Here is an 18,533-nt window from a genome sequence, read left to right as displayed (position 1 = left end):
TTTTGCGTAATAATAACTGAAATCATTCGGCTACTCACTGTTGGGTTCTATCTACTATTTTACTATTCCTGCGACGAATTATTTATGATAGCTTTAGGTATATTATTTTATGACTGACTATTTACACACTACTTTTTTATTAACATCAGTAAGCAAAAGCTAGCTCCAGGGTTTCCTCCAAGGCTCTGGGGCGTGCTTTTGTGCAAAGGGATAAAATAATCTGTGATGAAATCAGTACTAATTCTTCTTTGCCTATTGCTTGAAAGTGTCTTTTGGCATTGTGTAGGAGCAGAAGGCAAGCCAGTTGTGCAATATTATATACTAATACCCGATCCAGGGGATCGTATTGTTTTGGAGGTCAGTGAGGGGGATTTTGGTTGGGTGGCTTTGGAGCATGATCCTTGCAATCACTTTTTCAAAACAGAAGTGTTGGTTCATCCCTCGGTAACCACTTCGGGCTTTCAGTTTTTTGTAAACGGAGACTCCAATTATAAGATGATGGATTATGGCAGAAAGTATTTTTGTGGAACCAAGCTAACCCATTATCGTGAAATTATTATACGGGTAAATATGGGGGAGGGGCACTATCAGCGGTTTAAGTTGGAAAAGGCCGATGCGGTCTCGACAATTCGTTTTTCGGAAAGCAAAGCAGGCTTTTCGTCCTTCTTCAGTTTGTGGGTATCGGGCCTATTTAGGAGGGATTAGGAGGTTGGATTTAAGGAGCCCACATGTATAATGTATATGGTAGCCCTGGTACCGGTAGCATCTTCCCCCGAGCTATCCTTGGGTGTAACAGCAAATGTTACTTTGCCTTGATGCTGTTGATTAAAAATCACTAGACGTTCTTCGATAAGTTTCAAGCCTAGATGGGTTCCGTCAGGCTTAGGCTCGCTGGGGCTTTCCTTGGAGATGGAAAAGCCTTTTCCATTGTCCAGTACTTCTACCTTGACACCTTCTTCGGTTTCAGTGACATTGATATCAAGGATCTTGGGTGATTTACGACTTGGAAGGAGTCCGTGTTTGATGGCATTTTCTACCAGTGGTTGTAGGATTTTGGGTGGCACTTTGACCATTTTGGGGTTTACACTAGGCGAAATATTGATATGATAATTAAACTCACTGTCAAACCTTAGCTGCTCGATTTTTAAGTAGAGGGCGGTAGACTTGAGCTCCTCATCCAGTGAAATGGATTTTTTGCGGTTATTGGTCAGGCTCATGCGAAGTAGTCGTGCAAAGGTATCAATATACTCCTTGGCTTCTTCGTTTTTGTTTTTTATCACCAGCCAGCGTACTGCATTCATGCCGTTAAACAAAAAATGTGGGTTCATTTGTGATTCAAGGGATTGGATCGCCAAGGATTGGATGCGATTTTCAAATTTGCTTTCGAGCAGTTTGATGCGCTTTTCTTCGGTGTTCTTTTGCTCCTGGATAAGCTCTTCAAAGGTGACTTCCAGCTGCTGGTTGACCTTCTTGATTTCGTCCCGCTGTTCTTTGATTTGGTCGTTTTGGCGATGGAGGAGCTCATTTGCTCGTTTCTTGGCTTTGATATTTCGGAATTGCATAAATGCGATCACCACGATAAAGGCCAATAAGATCACCAATAGGATCAGAATAACCTGATGGCTCTTCAGGGCTGCTTGTTGGCTTTCCAGTTGGGTCTTTTGCAGCGCTTTGTCTTTTTGCAAAAGCTCAATCTGTGATTCCTTTTTTTCGATGGCATAGCGTTTTTCAATGGCCGCTATTTGTGTTTGCTGGTTTAGGAGTGCGACACTGTCTTTATACTGCTGAGAAAGGGTGAGGTACTCGAGTGCCTTCTGGTACTCGCCCCGCTGCTTATAGATAGTGGAAAGCCAATACGAACATTCTTTGATGAGGCCTTTGTTTTTGACCTTTTCGGCAAGTTCCCAAGAATCGTTATACAGCTTGATGGCTTCTTCTGAATGGCCTAATTTTCGGTAAACATCCCCTTGTCGCTTGGCAATGTCAGCTTGTTTGTGAAGGTCTCCCAAGTGTTCAAAGAAATCTTTGGATTGGTTAAAATAGGCCGCCGCTTTTTGCAAATCCTTCCCTTCCTGAAAGTAGTTCTGCCCAAAATATTCATAGGTTATCCCCAATCCAAAAGTGTCCTTTCGGGCTTGGTTTATTTCCAATAGTTTATTCAGATAGCTTCTGGCAGTGTTGAATTCTTTTTTTTCAGTGAAGTAATCACCAATAGAAAGATAGTTCATCGCTATCCCAAGGGTGTTGTTGCGCTTGCGCTCCGCTTCAAGGGAGCGTTCGAAGTAGGCCAATGCATCTTCTTCCCGGCCGGGGAGGTGGAGTAGGGTGTTGCCCAGTCCATTACAGGAAATAGCGATATTTCTTAAGTTGTTTTGCGCTTCTGCCACTTTCAGGGCTTCCAAGTAAAAGTACACCGCTTGGTCAAAATCTTCCGCATAGCGGCTGGCTACGCCGGCATTATTGGCGAAGATCATTTTTTCCATGAAACTGGAGTCTTCCTCCGCTATCAGTTCAAGGGCCTTGGCATGTAGCGGGATGGCTTCTTCATACCGCTGATGATAGCGGTACATCAGGCCGAGGTTATCCATTGCTTTCGCGTATAGTAAGGTATCACCCAGTTCTATGGAAAGGCTTACTGCTTTCTCCGCTTCTTGGTATTCTGTATCCTCATCGTGGTTGCTCCTGTGGATATCGCGCGACAGCTGGATGGCATTGACCACCGCTAAAGAGTCAGCCAGGTTTGCCTTTCTTTCACTACTGAAAGGGCCATCTTGAATGTGCCTTGCCTCTGCAAGAACTCTTCCGGGCAATGAAATTGCCAGTACTAAATAAAGCAAATACCCACTAAAGTGCCAATTCCCTTTCATAAGGATTTTTGTTTATACCTTATGAATATCCATAATAAATTTTATATATGCATAAAAGATCCCGGCTTTTGATAGGAGAAGATCCGTTATCTTAGGATTTCTTCGTCATTACTCTTGTAATAAATCTTTCCTGCCAGCCGCATCAGTTCCACTTCTGCCACCTTCGTACTGAAAATGGCGTCGATAAGCCGGCTTTCGGCATTCAGCCTATTGACCTGGGCATCCCTGAATTCCAGGTAGCTGGTCAGTCCGGTCTTAAACCTGTCAAAAGCGATATCGGTATTTTCTTGGACTACTTTGTAATTTTCACGTTCAATATCCAGCCGCTGCTTGCTGTTTTCATAGACATTAAAAGCCCTGTAAATATCCGATTTCAGCTGGACTTCGTACTGGTCAAGGATATGGGCTTGACTTTCTTGTTGTACGCGGGCTCGTTGGATTTGGCGGTTTAGGGTAAAGCCGCTGAAGAGGTTGATGCCGACAGTGGCGCCGAAGGAATACCCTTCTCGTTTGTTTTGGATCAGGAATCCGGCATCAGAATTGGACACTGATTGACGGTAATTGCCGTCCAATGATAAATACGGTAAGCGCTGTGCCTGGATTTCCTTCAGCTCCAAGTAGGCGACATTTTCTTGCCTTCTATTGATGAGTAACATCTTGTTTTGATCCATGGCCTGATCCAGTAAGGGACCCAATTTTAAGTCATCATTGATCATGATGCTGTCTATAATCGAGAATTTTTGTTCATCTCCCAGCGCCATCAACTCATTGAGGTTAATGCGGGCGGTACGGATGACCTGCTCTTGGGAGACGAGCATAGACCTGTCCGTGTTAAAGTCCACTTGGGCGGCAAGATATTCTGTTTTGGAGCTTCCGCCAAGCTCATACTGGGACTTGGCAATGTCCAAACGCTGCTGGGAGAGTTCCAGGGTTTCCTGGAGCACCTTGTAGCGCTCCAGTTCGGTGGTGAGGCGGTAATATGCTTCAGAAATCGCAGCTACTGTGTTTTCTATAACCACCTTTGCTTGTAATTCGCCGATTTCGTCGAGTTTTCCCAGCCGCTGTAAGGCTACCACGGCATCGTAACGAAACCCATAAATGGCATTGATGTTAAAATTCTCTCCAGTGGATTTGGCACCATCGATGTTTCTGGGACTGTTATCGTTTACAAACTGCTGCTCCACATCTTCTGTACTGGTGGTCCTGCCGTAGGTGGCATCCAGGCTGGGCAATAAAGCTCCTACGCCTATTTTTTTATCGATTTCAGTGATTTTTTTATCCTGAAGGGCAATCTTTACATCATAATTGTTTTCCAACCCTTTGATGATGGCCTCTTCGAAAGAAAGCTCTTCCTGTCCGAATGCCGAATATATCGCTGCCATCATGCACAATACAACCAAACACTGCTTCCTCATATTCTTGCTAATCTTGATGATTTTGATGTCAAATAAGTATAAACTCCCGGTATTATGAAGAGGGTCAAAATGGTGGAAAGTACCAAGCCTCCAATAACGGCCACGCCCATTGGGCTTCGGCTTTCTGCGCCCGCTCCGAGGGCCAGGGCGATGGGCAATATCCCTAAAATAGTGGAAAGACTGGTCATCAGGATGGGACGGAAACGAGCGACGGCAGCACCGACGATCGCTTCGTCTACATCCAATCCATGGGCTTTTCGTTGATTGGCAAATTCCACGATCAGGATGCCGTTTTTGGTCACCAGACCGATGAGCATGATAATGCCGATTTGGCTAAAGATGTTCAGGGTGAAGTCGCCCAGCCATAAGGACAGCAGGGCCCCAAACAAGGCCAAGGGTACTGTGATCATGATGGTCAGTGGATCCGTGAAGCTTTCAAATTGTGCTGAAAGCACTAAATAGATCAGTATTAGGGCAAAAAGAAAGGCAAATATCAAACTGTTGGAGCTTTCACGGAATTCTTTGGATACGCCGGCCACATCTGTGGTAAAGCTTTCGTCCAGTACTTCTGCCGCGATACGGTCCATCTCGTCCAGCCCGTCACCAATGGTGTACTTTGGCGCAAGGCCAGCCGATACCGTGGCACTCACGAAACGATTAAAGCGATAGAGCTGTGGAGGCGTGCTTTTTTCCGTAATATTCACCAGGTTATCCAGCTGCACCAATTGACCGTTTTCTGCCCTTACGTAAAGCATGCGTAAGTTTATAGGGGCATTCCTGTCTTCTTTTTGCATTTCACCGACGACCTGGTATTGTTTGCCGTTCATAATAAAATAATCAAAGCGCTGACCGGAATAGGAAAGCTGTAGGGTCCGGGCAATTTCCTGTACGGATACACCAATGTTTCGGGCTTTATCTCGATCTATTTCTACCTCGATTTCCGGCTTGGTAAACTTTAGGTTGATATCCGAAAATTGGAAAATGGAGGATTGGTTTACCTCGTCCATAAAGGTAGGAATGACCTCCTTCAGCTTTTCGAGGTTTTGTGCCTGGAGGACGTATTGTATGGGCAGTCCTCCCCTTCGGTCTCCGATGGACTGGGGCTGTGAGGCAAATGCCTTCACATCTGTTTTTTTACGTAAAATTTCTGCCACATCCTCGAAGACTTCTTGCTGGCTTTCCGTCCGCTGGCTAGCATCTACGAGCCGGACACGGATAAAACCGGAATTGGTACTGGCCGTCCCAAATCCAGGAGAGGTTACGGATATAAAACTGTCCCAAACGTCCTCCGGGATTGTGGTCATCATCTCGTACAATAGTTCGTCGATGACCCTGTCCATGTAGTCAAAAGTAGCACCCTCGGGTCCACTCATGTTGATGCGCATTTCGCCACGGTCTTCCGTAGGGGCAAGCTCGGAAGGGATGGCATGGAACAGCATGTAAATACCACCGCCCATGACCAAAATGATGACAAACGACACCCATCGAAACTGCATGAACCAAACCAGGGCAGCTTCATATTTTCTGTTGAGCCAAAGGAAAACCGGTTCAGTGACATTGTAAAACCAATTGTGCTTTTCGCGCTTTTTTAGGAGTTTGGAGCTGAGCATGGGGGTCATGGTCAGTGCCACAAAAGAGGAAATGATCACTGATCCCGCTACGACCACACCGAATTCCCTGAAAAGCCTACCAGTGGTGCCCGTAAGGAAAATTACCGGCAGAAATACGGCTGCCAAGGCAATGGTCGTGGCAATGACCGCAAAGAAGATTTCCTCTGCTCCTTTCTCCGCTGCTGCTTCAGGCTGTTCCCCTTTTTCAATTTTGGCATAGATGTTTTCCAGCACTACGATGGCATCATCTACCACCAAACCAATGGATAACACGATCCCAAGCAAGGTGAGTACATTGATCGAAAAATCCATCGTGTACATGACGAAAAACACTCCTACCAGCGAAATTGGTATGGTGATGACAGGGATAAAGGTGGTTCGCCAGTCCCTTAAAAACAGGAAGATGATGGCCACCACCAGCAAAAATGCCAAGAGGATGGTTTCCTGCACTTCACTGATGGAGTTTCGGATATATTCTGTGGAGTCAAAGCCAATTCCCAACTCAATGTCGTCGGGAAGGTCTTTTTTTATAAACTCCAATCTTCTGTAAAATTCGTCTACGATTTCAATACTGTTGGAACCTGGCAGAGGCACCAGGACCACGCCCACCATCGGGACGCCATCACGCTTTAAGACCGTACGTTCATTGAGCGGGGCCAGTTCGGCGTTGCCAACATCCTGAAAACGGACGATATTGTTTTCGCTTTCTTTGATGATGAGGTCATTGAACTCATCAGGCGTAGAAAGACGGCTTTTGGTACGGACCGATAGCTCGATCGTGCTGCCTTCTATTCGTCCAGAGGGCAATTCTACATTTTCGCTTTGTACCTTAGTGAGGACATCCAAGGGGGTGACACCGTAGGATGCCATGCGGATGGGATCCATTCGGAGGCGCATCGCATACTCTTTTTCGCCCCAAATCCTGACTTCACTCACCCCAGGGATAGTTTGGAGCCGCTCTTTGAAGATGTTGTCAGCAATGTCAGAAAGCTGGAGCAGGGTTTTTTGTTCGCTCTTTACATTGAGGAAAACAATGGGCTCAGAATCAGCATCAGCCTTGGAAACCACCGGAGGCTCTGCATCAGGAGGCAGGTTCCGCTGTGCTCTGGAGACTTTGTCCCGGACATCGTTGGCTGCCGCTTCCATATCGGCTCCCACATCAAATTCGACAGTGATATTACTCGTGCCATCATTACTGGTGGAAGTAAGGGATTTGATGCCCGAAATACCGTTGATGGATTCTTCCAGAGGTTCGGTGATTTGGGCTTCGATGACATCGGCATTGGCACCTACATAAGTGGTCCGGACATTGATGATGGGAGGATCCACGCTGGGATACTCCCTGACGCCCAAAAAGGTCATGCCGATGATCCCAAAGAGCAAGATGGTCAGTGAGAAAACGATGGCCAGTACCGGCCTTCTAATGCTTATGGTGGATAGGCCTGCCATATCAGTTGATTTTATTGTGATTTACCCGCAGACCTTCCTTGGCTTGGAGGACTCCGGTGGTCAGAACCAGGTCTCCAATTTTTAGGCCCTCTAAAACTTGTACTTCGCTATCGGTTCTGATGCCTATTTCTACCTTCCTTTCTTCCACGATTCCTTCTTTGTTTACCAGAAAAACCTTGTAGCCGTTCAGTTCAGGAATTAAGGATTCCGAAGGTACCAAAAGGGCTTCTTCTTCCACTTCCAGGTTAAAGCGAATGTTCACAAACATGCCCGGGAGGAATTTCCTGTCTTTGTTTGGGCTGATGGCGCGCAGTGTCAATGTCCTGGTATCAGCATCGATTACCGGTTCGTATGCATAGACTTTTCCATTTTTGAGCCCATCGGATGCATTGTTTGAAAACTGAATGGTAGAGCCTACTTGCACCTGGCCAGCGTACCTTTCAGGAATGGAAAACTCGATTTTTATCGGGTCGATATTGACGATATTGGCGATGATATCAGTGGTGCTGATGACGGACCCCGCCGAAATTTGCCGTAAACCGAGCACTCCGTCAAAAGGCGCTTTGATCACCGTTTTGTCCAGTTGGGCCTTTACGAGTTTAATGTCAGAAAGGGTGGTGTTATATTGATTTAGGATAATGTCGTATTCTTCCTGACTGATTGCTTCTCTGGCCAAAAGCTGTTTCTGACGGCTTTCCTGACCCTCGTATAGCTTCTTGGTATATTCTAACCTGTCCAATTGGGCAGATAGTTCGTCGTCATTGATGTAGACCAACGGGGTTCCCTTTTTAACGAATTGGCCTTCTTCGAAGTTGATGGACTCTACCAGTCCTGTGATTTCAGGTCGTAACGTTACTGATTCATTCGAAAGCACATTGCCGGTGACATTGAGGTTGTTTTCCAGTCTTTCTGGTTTGACTTCTATGACATCAACAGGCAGCGCGGTCATTTCTTCAGGGGCACTTGGCGTGGTTTCGCTCGGACTTTTGGTGGCACTGTCTCCTTGTAAGCGAGGGAATAGAAAAATAATAGCGATGACCACGATGATGGCCACAATCAATAATATTTTAGTTTGTTTCTTCATTGGGTTAATGAAAATGTCGAATACTTCGAGATGTTTATAGAATAGTTTCCTTTCCTAAACTTTAAAGTAAGTCAATTAATCAGGAACATACCTCAATTAAAATACAGGTGGTCAATGAAAACTTTTAGTGGTCATTGACTTTGCTGTTATAATTTAGCAAAAGTTTCGGTTAAAAGGTTTTTGCTGTTGGTGGCCTATTGGTCCAAATACTGGTAAGGGTTAATGGCGTCCAGGATCTTTCTTCCTTTTGGACTGGGGACAAACCGGTAGACGAGGTTTAGTCGGTAATTTCCAGTCAAGAGACTGCTGTTAAAATCGTTGTTCTGTGCCAACCGGACCTTGCTGTAGACATAATTGGCATTGATGGCCCAGCGCTTGGAATTGTACCCCACACTGGCTTTCAGGAGGTAGTTGGCATTGACCGACCAATTGGTGGATTTTTCCTGACCGTATTGGTTGGTAAAACCAACACCAATGTTCCCAGTGGCAGATCCCATCAAGAAATAGTGTTTGGCAATTACCAGCGTATAGGCGTATCCGATGTTTGGGCCAAGTTCCATAAAGAACAACTTGTCAAAATCTCTGGACGGGTCGAGCATGACGCTTCCTGGGATAAGGGAACTATCGCCTTTTACCAATCCTCCATATATTTCACCGCCCAACAAGAGGGTTCCTGCAGATTTTTTTTGCCATTCTGTCTGGAGGAAAGCTGCTTTATAGCTGAATTTTTCTCCATTAAAAACATATTTCACAGAAGCACCGATCTCACGAACCTTGATGTCCGGCCGGTAATAGTAGTGTTGGTTTTCCGCTGTAAATTCACCTTCTGGTACCAAGTGGTATCCATTGTACAGCTGTATGAAACCGTCAATGGCCCATTTATCGGGGTATGCGTGCAGTTGAGCATCGAGGTATTTGGTGTCACCTTTGCCCCTTTCAGGATTTAAGAAGCCAAATCCCAGGGCAAGATTAAGCGTGAAGACATCGTAAGATGCACCCACGCCCATGTTCAGGGTGGAATTTGGCCTGTAACGCAACAAAGGCGCGTCTTTCAGGCGATCCTTAATGTCAATACCAGTGTATTTTCTGGAGAAGTATATCCTGCTCGTCACCATTTCGGTGAAGCGCTCAAAATAAGTGGTGTCATGCTGGATTTGCGCAAAGAGGTCTGTATAAAATAACATTCCGATTATTGCCAGTATAAAGCCCCGTTTTCGCATGAACATGGTATTTAAGGATTACAGTCTTTGGTATAGCCAAAAAAGTATCCAGTAAGTATAAAAAAAATATGGGAGTTTATAGTAAAAAGGTGCAGATCTCTATGCCAGAATTTTTAACCGACAAAGAGCTGCATGTAAAAAAAGGTCAAAGCGCCTGCTACCGTGCCCGAAACTAAAAAGGCTTTGATGAAAAAGGCTTTGACCTGACCGTGATATTTAAAGAAGGATAAAGTGGCCAAGGAGTAAGCAGTAAATAAAAGAAACGCACTGGCAATTGTCTGAATCATGGTATCCTTGCTGTTTTGAACTTCCTGCAAGGAAGGTAATTTTATGCAATCCGAGGAATATCCAATTTTAAGTTTATGTTAATATTCAGAAAACCAGTGTTTTCGGTGGTGTTTAGGTGAGTGGTTTTTCAAAAAGTTGTGGTTTTGATGGATTTCCTATGTGACCGCTTCCTGAATTTTTCGAGTTTAACTATCGATGGTTAGTTATTTTTTTAGGGAAAATAATCTGCAAGGTAATTAGGGGCCAAGCCATATTTCTGGAAGATGCGAGATTTCCAGGTGGTTTTGGCAAGCATATTTCTCTTTAATGTAGCAATAGGAATGTGTAGATTATAAAATCAGTATAAATCCGTCATTGCGAATGCAGAGCAACGGAGTGAAGCAATCTCGTTTTCTTAATACGGGATTGCCACGTTCCCGATAGCTCGGGACAGGCTATACTTCTTCGCTATGACGGTATTTTAAATCGCGTTTATTATAAAAAATCAGCGTAAATCTTATTAATCAGCGCCATCTGCAACCCTATTCCCCCCCAAAAACTTTTCCGCTCGATCCCTAAAACCTACATCGGTTTGCTAGACTGTTTACCATAGGCGTTGCCCATGGCTATGGATATAACGCCATTTCAAGTCTTGATTTATCTCCTCTTGGCTTTCCAATTTTTAAAAAAAATCAGCGGAAATCTGCCCAACCTGTCCCGCCGGGGCGGATCAGCATTACCTGCGTTCCATATAAAACAGCTTCAGCTCTAACTGACGCTTAGACAGGTATGCCCAGCCCCAATTTTTTTCGCTTGATACTGTTTTACATGGGATGATTGTATCAATACGTGTGAGGAGAGCGTGAAAGTTATAATCAATAAAACCACTCTTGCTTTGGTAAGAATGGTATCGATGTTTTTATTGTTTCGTTTAAAATAAAATGGAGGTTGATAAAAAATAATTATTAAAATAACCTCCAACTCAATTACACACACTAAAAGTCGGTAGTAGAAAAAGTTGCTTAATCACCCGAGACAAATGTAATGATTTTTTTCAATATAAAGCAAAATATATTTCTATAAATTATCGGATTTATTACTGGAATAATGACAAAATGAAGTTTATTAAGTGTTTTTTAACAAAAAAAGATGTATAGACCTATAAAAGGTGATTTGTGGATGATATAGGTATTTATGAAAGGTTCTGTTGGTTTTTGTTTAGGTAAGCATATTCTTTCCAAGAATGGATGTTTAGCAGTATGGATGGATGTAGGATAGTTTTTTTAAATGAAAAGTCGTAAAAGAGTGGAATGGTCTTAGTGTGTTTCAGTCAATTTACTGTTTTGTGATTATACGGAATTGTGCAAGTAATCAAATTCATTAGAAGAAAGTCCACGAATTACACGGATTGCCACGAATTTTTTTATGTTAATCATTGATTGATATAAGGCAGTTTGCTGAATATGCTCAAACTGGCAGAATTGCGTATAATCATATACTGTTTTACTGATACGATTTATTTCATTATAAACATCATATGAAAAAGTAGGGTTACTGCCTTTTCTATAGGGTATGCTATAGATTCCTTTGGTGGCTAAAGAGATAATCCGATGATATATTGTTTATTGTAGGTGAAGAAATGAATTAGCTTTTTATATTTGACATTTGAAAGAAACTTTGCAAAACCCACCACCAATGCATGCTTCGGAACAGGAAAATCTGGTAAGTGTTGTCATCCCGTGTTATAACCAAGGGGAGTACCTCAGGGAAACTGTCCTTTCAGTGCTTGACTCTACCTATTGCCCTCTGGAAGTAATTATCGTAAATGATGGGTCAAAGGACAATTCCCTTCAGGCTGCAGGAGCACTGGAAGAAGAATTTTCAGAAGTAAAAGTCATTGATCAAGAAAATGGAGGAGTTTCCAAGGCGAGAAATACCGGGATCGAAGCAGCAAATGGCAGTATCATACTTCCGCTAGATGGTGATGATCTTATTTCAAAAGACTACATCGAAGCTGGGGTTAAGGTTTTAAAGAATGATCCAGAGGTGAAAGTGGTGTACAGTCAAGGGGTGAAGTTTGATGAATCTGGTGAGAAAAACTGGAATTTAAAGCCTTTTAGTCGACATCAATTAGCACTGGACAATATGATTTTTTGTTCCGCCTTGTTTAGAAAGGAAGACTGGCTAAAGGCAGGAAAATACTCGGTCGAAATGCGCTTTATGGGCAGGGAAGACTGGGAGTTTTGGATCAAAATGCTAAAAGATGGAGGGGAAGTGGTGCAGTTGCCTTTTATAGGGTTTTACTATCGCCTTACACCAAATAGCAAGCGAAAGAAGACGTCAAGCGCTGCCATAAAAAGAGAACGAATTGCATTTCTTAACTCCAGGCACGCAGCATATTTTTCAAGAGAACTAAATGGCCCCCTTCGTTTTCGTCGGTCCTGGTCTAAGCCTTACAATACCATGCTGAAATGGCTTGGGATACTTTAGATTTTGTCCATCCCTTTCCAAAATTTCAGGAAGTAGTATTTTAGCGGATTTTTGTATTTGAGTTGCTTCCAAGGGCGGCTGCCGTGGGGCTTGTGAAGGACAGGGACGTCCATCAGTACATAATTGCTATACCCCAGTTCGATGGCTTTTTTGGAGATAAATGTGTCGTACCAGTCTTTGGACTGATCCAGCTGCATGAAATCGTAAGCTCCCAGAAAGTCAGGGCTGAACAGGGTGCAGCAAAAACTTAGGCTCCTTTTTGTATCAATGATCTTTTCCCTGACATCTTTGAACTTAAGGTAAGGGAAATTGACCTTCTGGTCATAGCCCACCGTGATGGCTCCTACCAGGCCAGCGTTTTGATGGGACTGAAGGAACTGTAGCATTTTTTCGATGGTGTCTTTTTCTACTGTAACATCAGATTCCACCACCAGCAAGGGGAGCTGTTTTTCGACGGCTTCTTTTTGGGCCATCTGCAGGACCAGTTTGTAGTTGGGGGAGGGAGTGTCGGTGACCTCTTCCAGGTGCACCAGTTCATAGCCTGTCTTTGGGGCGTTTTTGTCCAGGGAGGCTTTGGTTTCGGCCGTGCTGAAATCATTGAAGATTTTATGAATGACCGGAACGGATGATGCCTTGATGGCTTCGGCTGTTTCCAGCGTGGTCTCGATCGAGTTTTTGACAGGTGTGATTACAAGTGCTTTGGCCATAACAGCGGCAAGATACAAAAAATGATGGACTCTAAATGGAAATAACCGTCATCACGAGTGGGGGGTGAAGTGATCTCGATCTATTCGGGATTGCTTCACGCCGTTCGCAATGACGGATTACTTTTTCATTAGCTAAGTTTAGCCACGGCTTCTTTAATTCGTTTCAGGGCTTCCTTAAGGTCTTCTTCTGAAGCAGCATAAGAAAGTCTCACGCAGTTAGGGGCTCCAAAAGCAGCACCGGTTACTACAGAAACGTGGGCCGTGTTCAGGATGTAAAGGCAGAAGTCATCTGCATTATCGATCTTGATCTCACCTGCAGACTTGCCAAAGAAGGCCGTCACGTCAGGAAAGAAATAGAAAGCTCCTTCAGGCACGTGTGTCTTGATGCCTGGAATGCCTCTGAGCAATTCCAGCACAAGTTCTCTTCGTTTTTTGTAGGCTTTTTCCATTTCCACAGAAGGCGTCTGGTCGCCAGTGATGGCTGCCAGTGCCGCACGTTGGGCGATGCCTGTTCCGCCAGAAGTGAATTGTCCCTGGATTTTTTCACAAGCCTTGGCAATGAAAAGCGGGGCGCAGATATAGCCCACTCTCCAGCCGGTCATGGCGTATCCTTTGGAAAAGCCATTGACCGTGATGGTCCTGTCAAACATTCCGGGAAGTGCCGCCATGCTGGCATGCTGTCCGGTATAATTGATCAGTTCGTAGATCTCGTCTGCTACGATATAGATATCCTTGTGCTTTTTGATGACCTCAGCGATAGCTTCGAGTTCTTCTTTGCTGAATACAGACCCTGTTGGGTTACAGGGAGAAGAATAGATGACTGCCTTGGTCTTGTCCGTGATGGCCTCCTCCAGCTGGTCAGCAGACGCTTTGAAGTTGTTTTCAAGGGTACCTTCGATCAGTACGGGTACACCGCCAGCCAGCTTGATGATTTCGGCGTAACTTACCCAGTAAGGGGAGAAGATCACCACTTCATCACCTTCATTGAGCAGGCACATGAAGATGTTGGCAATGGAGTGTTTCGCGCCAGTAGAAAGGACGATATTTTCCGCCTTAGCTTCAGTGATTTTATTTTGGGATTGTAGCTTTTGGGCAATGGCCTCTCTGAGGTCCTGGTAACCCGCTACTGGAGAATAAGAGAAATACTTCCCCTCATCTATGGCAGCCTTGGCTGCATCCTGGATGTGCTGAGGAGTCTTGAAATCAGGCTCTCCCAAACTCAAACTGATGATGTCGATTCCTTGGCCTTTCAGCTCTCTTGCTTTTTTGGCCATCGCCAGCGTAGCTGACTCTTCCATATTATTAATACGGTCTGATAAAATACTGCTCATTTGCTTTATAATTGTTTTTATATGGTCAGTTTATTGTTACCTTTATTTTTCTTTTCTGCCCAAGATGCAATCGAAATGATCGCTGACGTTTTAATAATTGGGCAAAATTAAGGATTATGCTTGTTAATTCTAAACCTTTCTTTTATTTAGAGCATAGAATCTGCCATTTAAAACGTTACCATTAAAAATAGTCCAGTGTTTAGCATATGCTTGGCATGAAAAAATACCTCATCCTACTTCTTTTATTGGTCAAGGTCAGCGTCCTAAAGGCGCAGCGTTTTGATTCTCTGTCGTCGGTATCGCCTGCAGCGGACTCCTCAGGGGTCGTGGAGAGCATGCTACTGCCTACTACCGCTCCCATTCTTCTTTTTGACGATGAGAAAAGAAAAGAAGCGAAGAAAAAGAAGCGGAAAAAGCAGAAGAAAAACATCTATTATGGCGAGCGCACCCGCAAGGACTTTATACGTGTGGATGCCAGAGGAAAGACCCATTATCAGCTGTTTCACTATACTGCCAGAAATAAAATGGTCAATCCTTACGTGAGGGATGTGTATTGGTTGGATACCAAAGATGATGTGATCAGGACTAAAGGATTCAATCCCGAAAGAGGGTATTTGCTGCATGGCCCTTATGAAAGGCGCATTGATGATGCCGTGGTGGAGAAAGGGATGTTTTATTTTGGTACCAAGCATGAGCGCTGGATGACCTTTGACCAAAAAAACATCCTGCTGAACAAGGGGCATTATTATGAAGGGTGGCCGAAGGATTCCAGGGTGACTTATTACAACAAGGGCGAACAACAAATTGAGAAAGTCATCCCGGTGGAGTATGAGCTGAAGGAAGGTAACTTTTTCCATTTTTATGAAAATGGTCAGTTGGCCGTTATGGGTGAATACCGTTATGGTGAGAAAGTGGGCCTATGGACAGAATACTGGAATACCGATGGTGGAAAGACCATTCGCAAGCGCGAAATCCAATACCAAGACGAGCCTTTTACCAAGAATTTCAGGCCTTATATCAAAGCCGAGTGGAATGCTGATGGACAGCTGATTTATCAGGCTGGACGATAATGGGCTTGAAATACGATGATTCTCCTCCCATGAGTTAGATAAGAAGTATTAAGTAGCCGAGATGTGAGTATTGAGACATGAGATGTGAGACACGGGAATAAAGAAATATCAAGTGCAGGAGGGACGGCAAAATAGTAAAAGGAATGATAATAGAAATAGATGTGCCATGCTATAACCCTGTAGGGATGAAATCCGCCTCCGCGGACATGGGTTTCACCCTTGGCAATAGATGAAGCGTAGCAGTTTGGCATTAGCGGCGAGGGCTGCACCATTGTTATTTCCTTTTCGCTAATGCCCATGGCAAGTAATTAAGGAAGAATTAATAAAAAAGTGTCAATTAAACTCAGGATGTAACAGGCCTTGAGCGGAGTTGGCAAGATGTATGGAATCGCCAACCTCGGAGCGCCTGTCTAGCGCCATAAAGAGTGATACCAAGATCACCTTGTTGTCGTCAGGCTGTTTGGGATTTATCCGCCGCCGAGGGTACCTTTGGGGAAACACCGAACTGAAACCAGTGGGGATTTGCAACCCTCTTCCTTCAGTCTCCGCTTACTAGTAAAAAGCATCTTCAAAATGCTTAAACCTGACTGTACCTTTCTTGTCCTTGTAGACACCGACAATATCAAAACGGATGTCTTTATGCCAGCCTTTTTCGTGAATGTAATGGTCGGCAGCCCTGATAATCAGTTGTCGTTTTTTGTAATCAACAAATTCCTCCGCATAGCCAAAGCCCGTTCCGCTACGGAATTTTACTTCCACGAAAATCAGTAGCCCCCGATGCTCCATGATCAGGTCAATTTCCGCATGTTTGTGCCGGTAGTTTTTCTCCAAGAGGGTGTAGTGTTTGGAAATCAAAAAATCAGCTGCGAATCCTTCAGCATCGCTTCCTGTTGTATTGTGCTGTGCCATGATATTTTTTGTTAATTTTGTCAAACGTTAAGTTTTGGTACCGTGATCAGTTAAGGGCGGATTGCCAAAAAATAGAACCCATCGTCAAAAAATGGTGTTGATCACCATAAATCATTGGAAGGAACCCGTTGTGAATCATTTTATTAATAAAAAAGTAAAATTTATCGATTTAGGCAAGAAAGACTATAAAGAGACCTGGGATTATCAGGAGTTGCTTTTTGCTGAGATCGTGGCCACTAAGATCGAAAATCGAAAAAAAGGGCTGAAAGATCAGCAGGTTACCACCAATTACCTGCTCTTTGTGGAGCATCCCCATGTGTACACTTTGGGAAAGAGCGGGGAGCTTTCTCACTTGCTTTTGGATGAAGCACAGCTGGCCGGGAAAGATGCTACATTCTATAAGATCAACAGGGGTGGTGATATCACCTATCATGGTCCGGGGCAGCTGGTGGGCTATCCGCTGTTGGACCTGGATAATTTCTTCACGGATATCCACAAATACCTTCGCTATTTGGAAGAAGCGATCATACTTACCTTGGCAGAGTATGGGGTGGAGGCCGGAAGGATCGAAGGGCTTACTGGTGTCTGGCTGGACCATAAGGAGCGCCTTAATCCCCGGAAAATCTGTGCTTTGGGTGTAAAATCCAGCAGATGGGTGACCATGCACGGGTTTGCTTTTAATGTCAATGCCGACCTTTCTTATTTCGGTAATATCGTTCCCTGTGGCATTGCTGACAAGGCCGTGACCTCCTTACACCTTGAGCTCGGGAGACCGGTGGATGAGGAAGAGGTGAAGGTAAAAGTGAAGCAACACCTGGCCAATTTGTTTGAGATGGAGTGGGAAGATTCATAGCCTATAGGTTTAAAAGTAGTAAGGTTTAAATGTTCGAGGAATTACATGAAAAAAGATATTGATTTTCATCCGGTCACCGGAGTGAAACTGGCCATTGCCAGAGAGGAAGTAAATGGTAATACGGAGTGGGGCGTATATATCATAAACCACAACCTGATTGAGCTTAAGAACCTGATGGTAACCTCCAAGGGGTATGGCATGCTCAATGGTGAAGAAACCAAGACTTCTACACTAAGACATATGATCGAAGAACTGGGCTCGGAGAGTATTGCTAAGATCGAACCCATTGACCCTAAATTGTTTGTGCTGAATAATGAATTCTGGGTAAGTTATTATATATTGGATCAGATATTTGATAAGAAATTTGTCTTCGTGGAGGGCAGCATGGACGAAAAAAACATCCAACATATTCCGGCGCTCGACCTAGAAGGCGTTTTACATCCCTGAATTGGACTATGGCAGATTTTTTGAGTGACTTGAAGGATATTTTATTTTTGGACATCGAAACAGCTTCTTTAACGGGGCATATTGATGCCCTGTCACCAAGGCTGCAAGAAGAGTGGGCCAAGAAATCAAGCCATCTGTCCAATGAAAACAATATAAGTACGGAGGAACTTTATTTCGAGAAAGCGGGTATATATGCTGAATTCGGAAGGGTAGTTTGTGTAGGACTTGGCTATTTCCTTTATGATCCCGACCAAGACCAGCTGCAGTTCCGTACCAAGGCCATCGCCCATGAAGAGGAGCACGATACACTGTTGGAGCTGAGAGAAATCCTTGAAAAAAAGCACTGGACACTCTGCGCCCATAACGGCAAAGAGTTTGACTTTCCCTATCTTTGCAGGAGGTTGCTGATCAATAAAGTGCCCTTACCGGAAGTGCTCCAAATGGCGGGTAAAAAGCCATGGGAAATCAGGCATCTGGACACATTGGAACTGTGGAAGTTTGGAGATTATAAGCATTATACCAGATTAGAACTGCTGGCGGCTATCTTTGACATTCCGAGTTCTAAGGACAATATCGACGGCAGTGAGGTCAATACCGTTTTCTATAAGCAAAGAGACCTTAAGGCCATCGCCACTTACTGTCTGAAAGATGTAGAAGTGACTGCAAGAATTTACTTGGCTTATCAAGGGCTCCCGGGTGACATGAAGATCAATATAATCCATTCCGTCGAAAATGAAGGGTAAGCCCAATATGAGGTTATGGTGATTAGAACCAATTAATGTGTAAATTCATCTGAAATCCGCCAAGCTTACAA

15 protein-coding genes are annotated in these 18,533 nt (G+C 44.2%); 6 read left to right on the top strand and 9 right to left on the bottom strand.

The window, feature by feature from the left end; all coding sequences use genetic code 11:
* The first annotated feature begins 225 nt into the window (after positions 1 to 225).
* On the top strand, positions 226 to 705 hold the full coding sequence (locus tag FKX85_RS03075; RefSeq protein ID WP_141613333.1) for a hypothetical protein: 480 nt from the start codon (positions 226 to 228) through the stop codon (positions 703 to 705).
* Here the strand turns inward: FKX85_RS03075 and FKX85_RS03070 are convergent.
* From FKX85_RS03070 to FKX85_RS03045, 6 genes are all read right to left on the bottom strand, one after another.
* A complete protein-coding gene (locus FKX85_RS03070) occupies positions 702 to 2,867 on the bottom strand; it encodes a histidine kinase (RefSeq protein ID WP_141613332.1) in 2,166 nt (721 codons plus the stop codon). The two genes, FKX85_RS03075 and FKX85_RS03070, sit on opposite strands and share 4 nt — an antisense overlap.
* 86 nt (positions 2,868 to 2,953) lie before the next feature.
* The gene (locus FKX85_RS03065) at positions 2,954 to 4,282 is read right to left on the bottom strand and encodes a TolC family protein (RefSeq protein ID WP_141613331.1); all 1,329 of its coding nucleotides are present in this window, start codon (positions 4,280 to 4,282) and stop codon (positions 2,954 to 2,956) included.
* Positions 4,279 to 7,341 (bottom strand): efflux RND transporter permease subunit, encoded by a 3,063-nt coding sequence (locus tag FKX85_RS03060; RefSeq protein ID WP_141613330.1) that lies wholly within the window; start codon positions 7,339 to 7,341, stop codon positions 4,279 to 4,281. Before FKX85_RS03060 ends, FKX85_RS03065 begins: the two co-directional genes overlap by 4 nt.
* A gap of 1 nt (position 7,342) precedes the next feature.
* Positions 7,343 to 8,425: an efflux RND transporter periplasmic adaptor subunit gene (locus tag FKX85_RS03055; RefSeq protein ID WP_141613329.1), complete on the bottom strand. Its 1,083-nt coding sequence runs from the start codon at positions 8,423 to 8,425 to the stop codon at positions 7,343 to 7,345.
* A 194-nt stretch (positions 8,426 to 8,619) separates the two neighbouring features.
* Positions 8,620 to 9,609: a DUF4421 domain-containing protein gene (locus FKX85_RS03050; RefSeq protein WP_229239746.1), complete on the bottom strand. Its 990-nt coding sequence runs from the start codon at positions 9,607 to 9,609 to the stop codon at positions 8,620 to 8,622.
* 149 nt (positions 9,610 to 9,758) lie between these two features.
* On the bottom strand, positions 9,759 to 9,962 hold the full coding sequence (locus FKX85_RS03045) for a hypothetical protein (protein ID WP_141613328.1): 204 nt from the start codon (positions 9,960 to 9,962) through the stop codon (positions 9,759 to 9,761).
* A 1,645-nt stretch (positions 9,963 to 11,607) separates the two neighbouring features.
* On the opposite strand from FKX85_RS03045, the gene FKX85_RS03040 reads away from it, so the two are divergent.
* Positions 11,608 to 12,402 carry a glycosyltransferase family 2 protein gene (locus tag FKX85_RS03040; protein ID WP_141613327.1) on the top strand — a complete coding sequence of 265 codons (795 nt, stop codon included), beginning with the start codon at positions 11,608 to 11,610 and terminating at the stop codon, positions 12,400 to 12,402.
* Here FKX85_RS03040 and FKX85_RS03035 read toward each other — a convergent pair.
* The gene (locus FKX85_RS03035; RefSeq protein WP_141613326.1) at positions 12,399 to 13,109 is read right to left on the bottom strand and encodes a glycosyltransferase; all 711 of its coding nucleotides are present in this window, start codon (positions 13,107 to 13,109) and stop codon (positions 12,399 to 12,401) included. The two genes, FKX85_RS03040 and FKX85_RS03035, sit on opposite strands and share 4 nt — an antisense overlap.
* A 128-nt stretch (positions 13,110 to 13,237) precedes the next feature.
* The gene (locus FKX85_RS03030; protein ID WP_141613325.1) at positions 13,238 to 14,440 is read right to left on the bottom strand and encodes a pyridoxal phosphate-dependent aminotransferase; all 1,203 of its coding nucleotides are present in this window, start codon (positions 14,438 to 14,440) and stop codon (positions 13,238 to 13,240) included.
* Between the two features lie 206 nt (positions 14,441 to 14,646).
* Between FKX85_RS03030 and FKX85_RS03025 the strand changes: the two genes are divergently transcribed.
* On the top strand, positions 14,647 to 15,510 hold the full coding sequence (locus FKX85_RS03025; RefSeq protein ID WP_141613324.1) for a toxin-antitoxin system YwqK family antitoxin: 864 nt from the start codon (positions 14,647 to 14,649) through the stop codon (positions 15,508 to 15,510).
* 552 nt (positions 15,511 to 16,062) lie between these two features.
* Here FKX85_RS03025 and FKX85_RS03020 read toward each other — a convergent pair.
* A complete protein-coding gene (locus tag FKX85_RS03020) occupies positions 16,063 to 16,419 on the bottom strand; it encodes a YraN family protein (RefSeq protein WP_141613323.1) in 357 nt (118 codons plus the stop codon).
* 130 nt (positions 16,420 to 16,549) lie between these two features.
* On the opposite strand from FKX85_RS03020, the gene lipB reads away from it, so the two are divergent.
* The 3 genes from lipB to FKX85_RS03005 are packed head-to-tail and all read left to right on the top strand — an operon-like array spanning position 16,550 to position 18,462.
* Positions 16,550 to 17,272 (top strand): lipoyl(octanoyl) transferase LipB, encoded by a 723-nt coding sequence (gene lipB, locus FKX85_RS03015; protein ID WP_141613322.1) that lies wholly within the window; start codon positions 16,550 to 16,552, stop codon positions 17,270 to 17,272.
* 45 nt (positions 17,273 to 17,317) lie between these two features.
* Positions 17,318 to 17,719, top strand: coding sequence for a hypothetical protein (locus FKX85_RS03010; RefSeq protein ID WP_141613321.1), 402 nt, complete (start codon positions 17,318 to 17,320; stop codon positions 17,717 to 17,719).
* An 8-nt stretch (positions 17,720 to 17,727) separates the two neighbouring features.
* On the top strand, positions 17,728 to 18,462 hold the full coding sequence (locus FKX85_RS03005; protein ID WP_141613320.1) for a 3'-5' exonuclease: 735 nt from the start codon (positions 17,728 to 17,730) through the stop codon (positions 18,460 to 18,462).
* Positions 18,463 to 18,533 lie beyond the last annotated feature (71 nt).

Origin of the sequence: Echinicola soli, from assembly GCF_006575665.1 — a bacterium.
Taxonomy (GTDB): domain Bacteria; phylum Bacteroidota; class Bacteroidia; order Cytophagales; family Cyclobacteriaceae; genus Echinicola; species Echinicola soli.
The sequence above is the reverse complement of the archived record's forward strand: the minus strand, read 5'-3'. Positions and strand labels throughout refer to the sequence as shown.

What these genes read in the sequence shown, in the direction of transcription:
- FKX85_RS03060 (WP_141613330.1), bottom strand. Translation starts at nt 7,341, where the DNA reads ATGGCAGGCCTATCCACCATAAGCATTAGAAGGCCGGTACTGGCCATC.
- FKX85_RS03030 (WP_141613325.1), bottom strand. Translation starts at nt 14,440, where the DNA reads ATGAGCAGTATTTTATCAGACCGTATTAATAATATGGAAGAGTCAGCT.
- FKX85_RS03035 (WP_141613326.1), bottom strand. Translation starts at nt 13,109, where the DNA reads ATGGCCAAAGCACTTGTAATCACACCTGTCAAAAACTCGATCGAGACC.
- FKX85_RS03070 (WP_141613332.1), bottom strand. Translation starts at nt 2,867, where the DNA reads ATGAAAGGGAATTGGCACTTTAGTGGGTATTTGCTTTATTTAGTACTG.
- FKX85_RS03065 (WP_141613331.1), bottom strand. Translation starts at nt 4,282, where the DNA reads ATGAGGAAGCAGTGTTTGGTTGTATTGTGCATGATGGCAGCGATATAT.
- FKX85_RS03075 (WP_141613333.1), top strand. Translation starts at nt 226, where the DNA reads ATGAAATCAGTACTAATTCTTCTTTGCCTATTGCTTGAAAGTGTCTTT.
- FKX85_RS03040 (WP_141613327.1), top strand. Translation starts at nt 11,608, where the DNA reads ATGCATGCTTCGGAACAGGAAAATCTGGTAAGTGTTGTCATCCCGTGT.
- FKX85_RS03025 (WP_141613324.1), top strand. Translation starts at nt 14,647, where the DNA reads ATGCTTGGCATGAAAAAATACCTCATCCTACTTCTTTTATTGGTCAAG.
- FKX85_RS03055 (WP_141613329.1), bottom strand. Translation starts at nt 8,425, where the DNA reads ATGAAGAAACAAACTAAAATATTATTGATTGTGGCCATCATCGTGGTC.
- FKX85_RS03005 (WP_141613320.1), top strand. Translation starts at nt 17,728, where the DNA reads ATGGCAGATTTTTTGAGTGACTTGAAGGATATTTTATTTTTGGACATC.
- FKX85_RS03020 (WP_141613323.1), bottom strand. Translation starts at nt 16,419, where the DNA reads ATGGCACAGCACAATACAACAGGAAGCGATGCTGAAGGATTCGCAGCT.
- FKX85_RS03010 (WP_141613321.1), top strand. Translation starts at nt 17,318, where the DNA reads ATGAAAAAAGATATTGATTTTCATCCGGTCACCGGAGTGAAACTGGCC.
- FKX85_RS03050 (WP_229239746.1), bottom strand. Translation starts at nt 9,609, where the DNA reads ATGTTATTTTATACAGACCTCTTTGCGCAAATCCAGCATGACACCACT.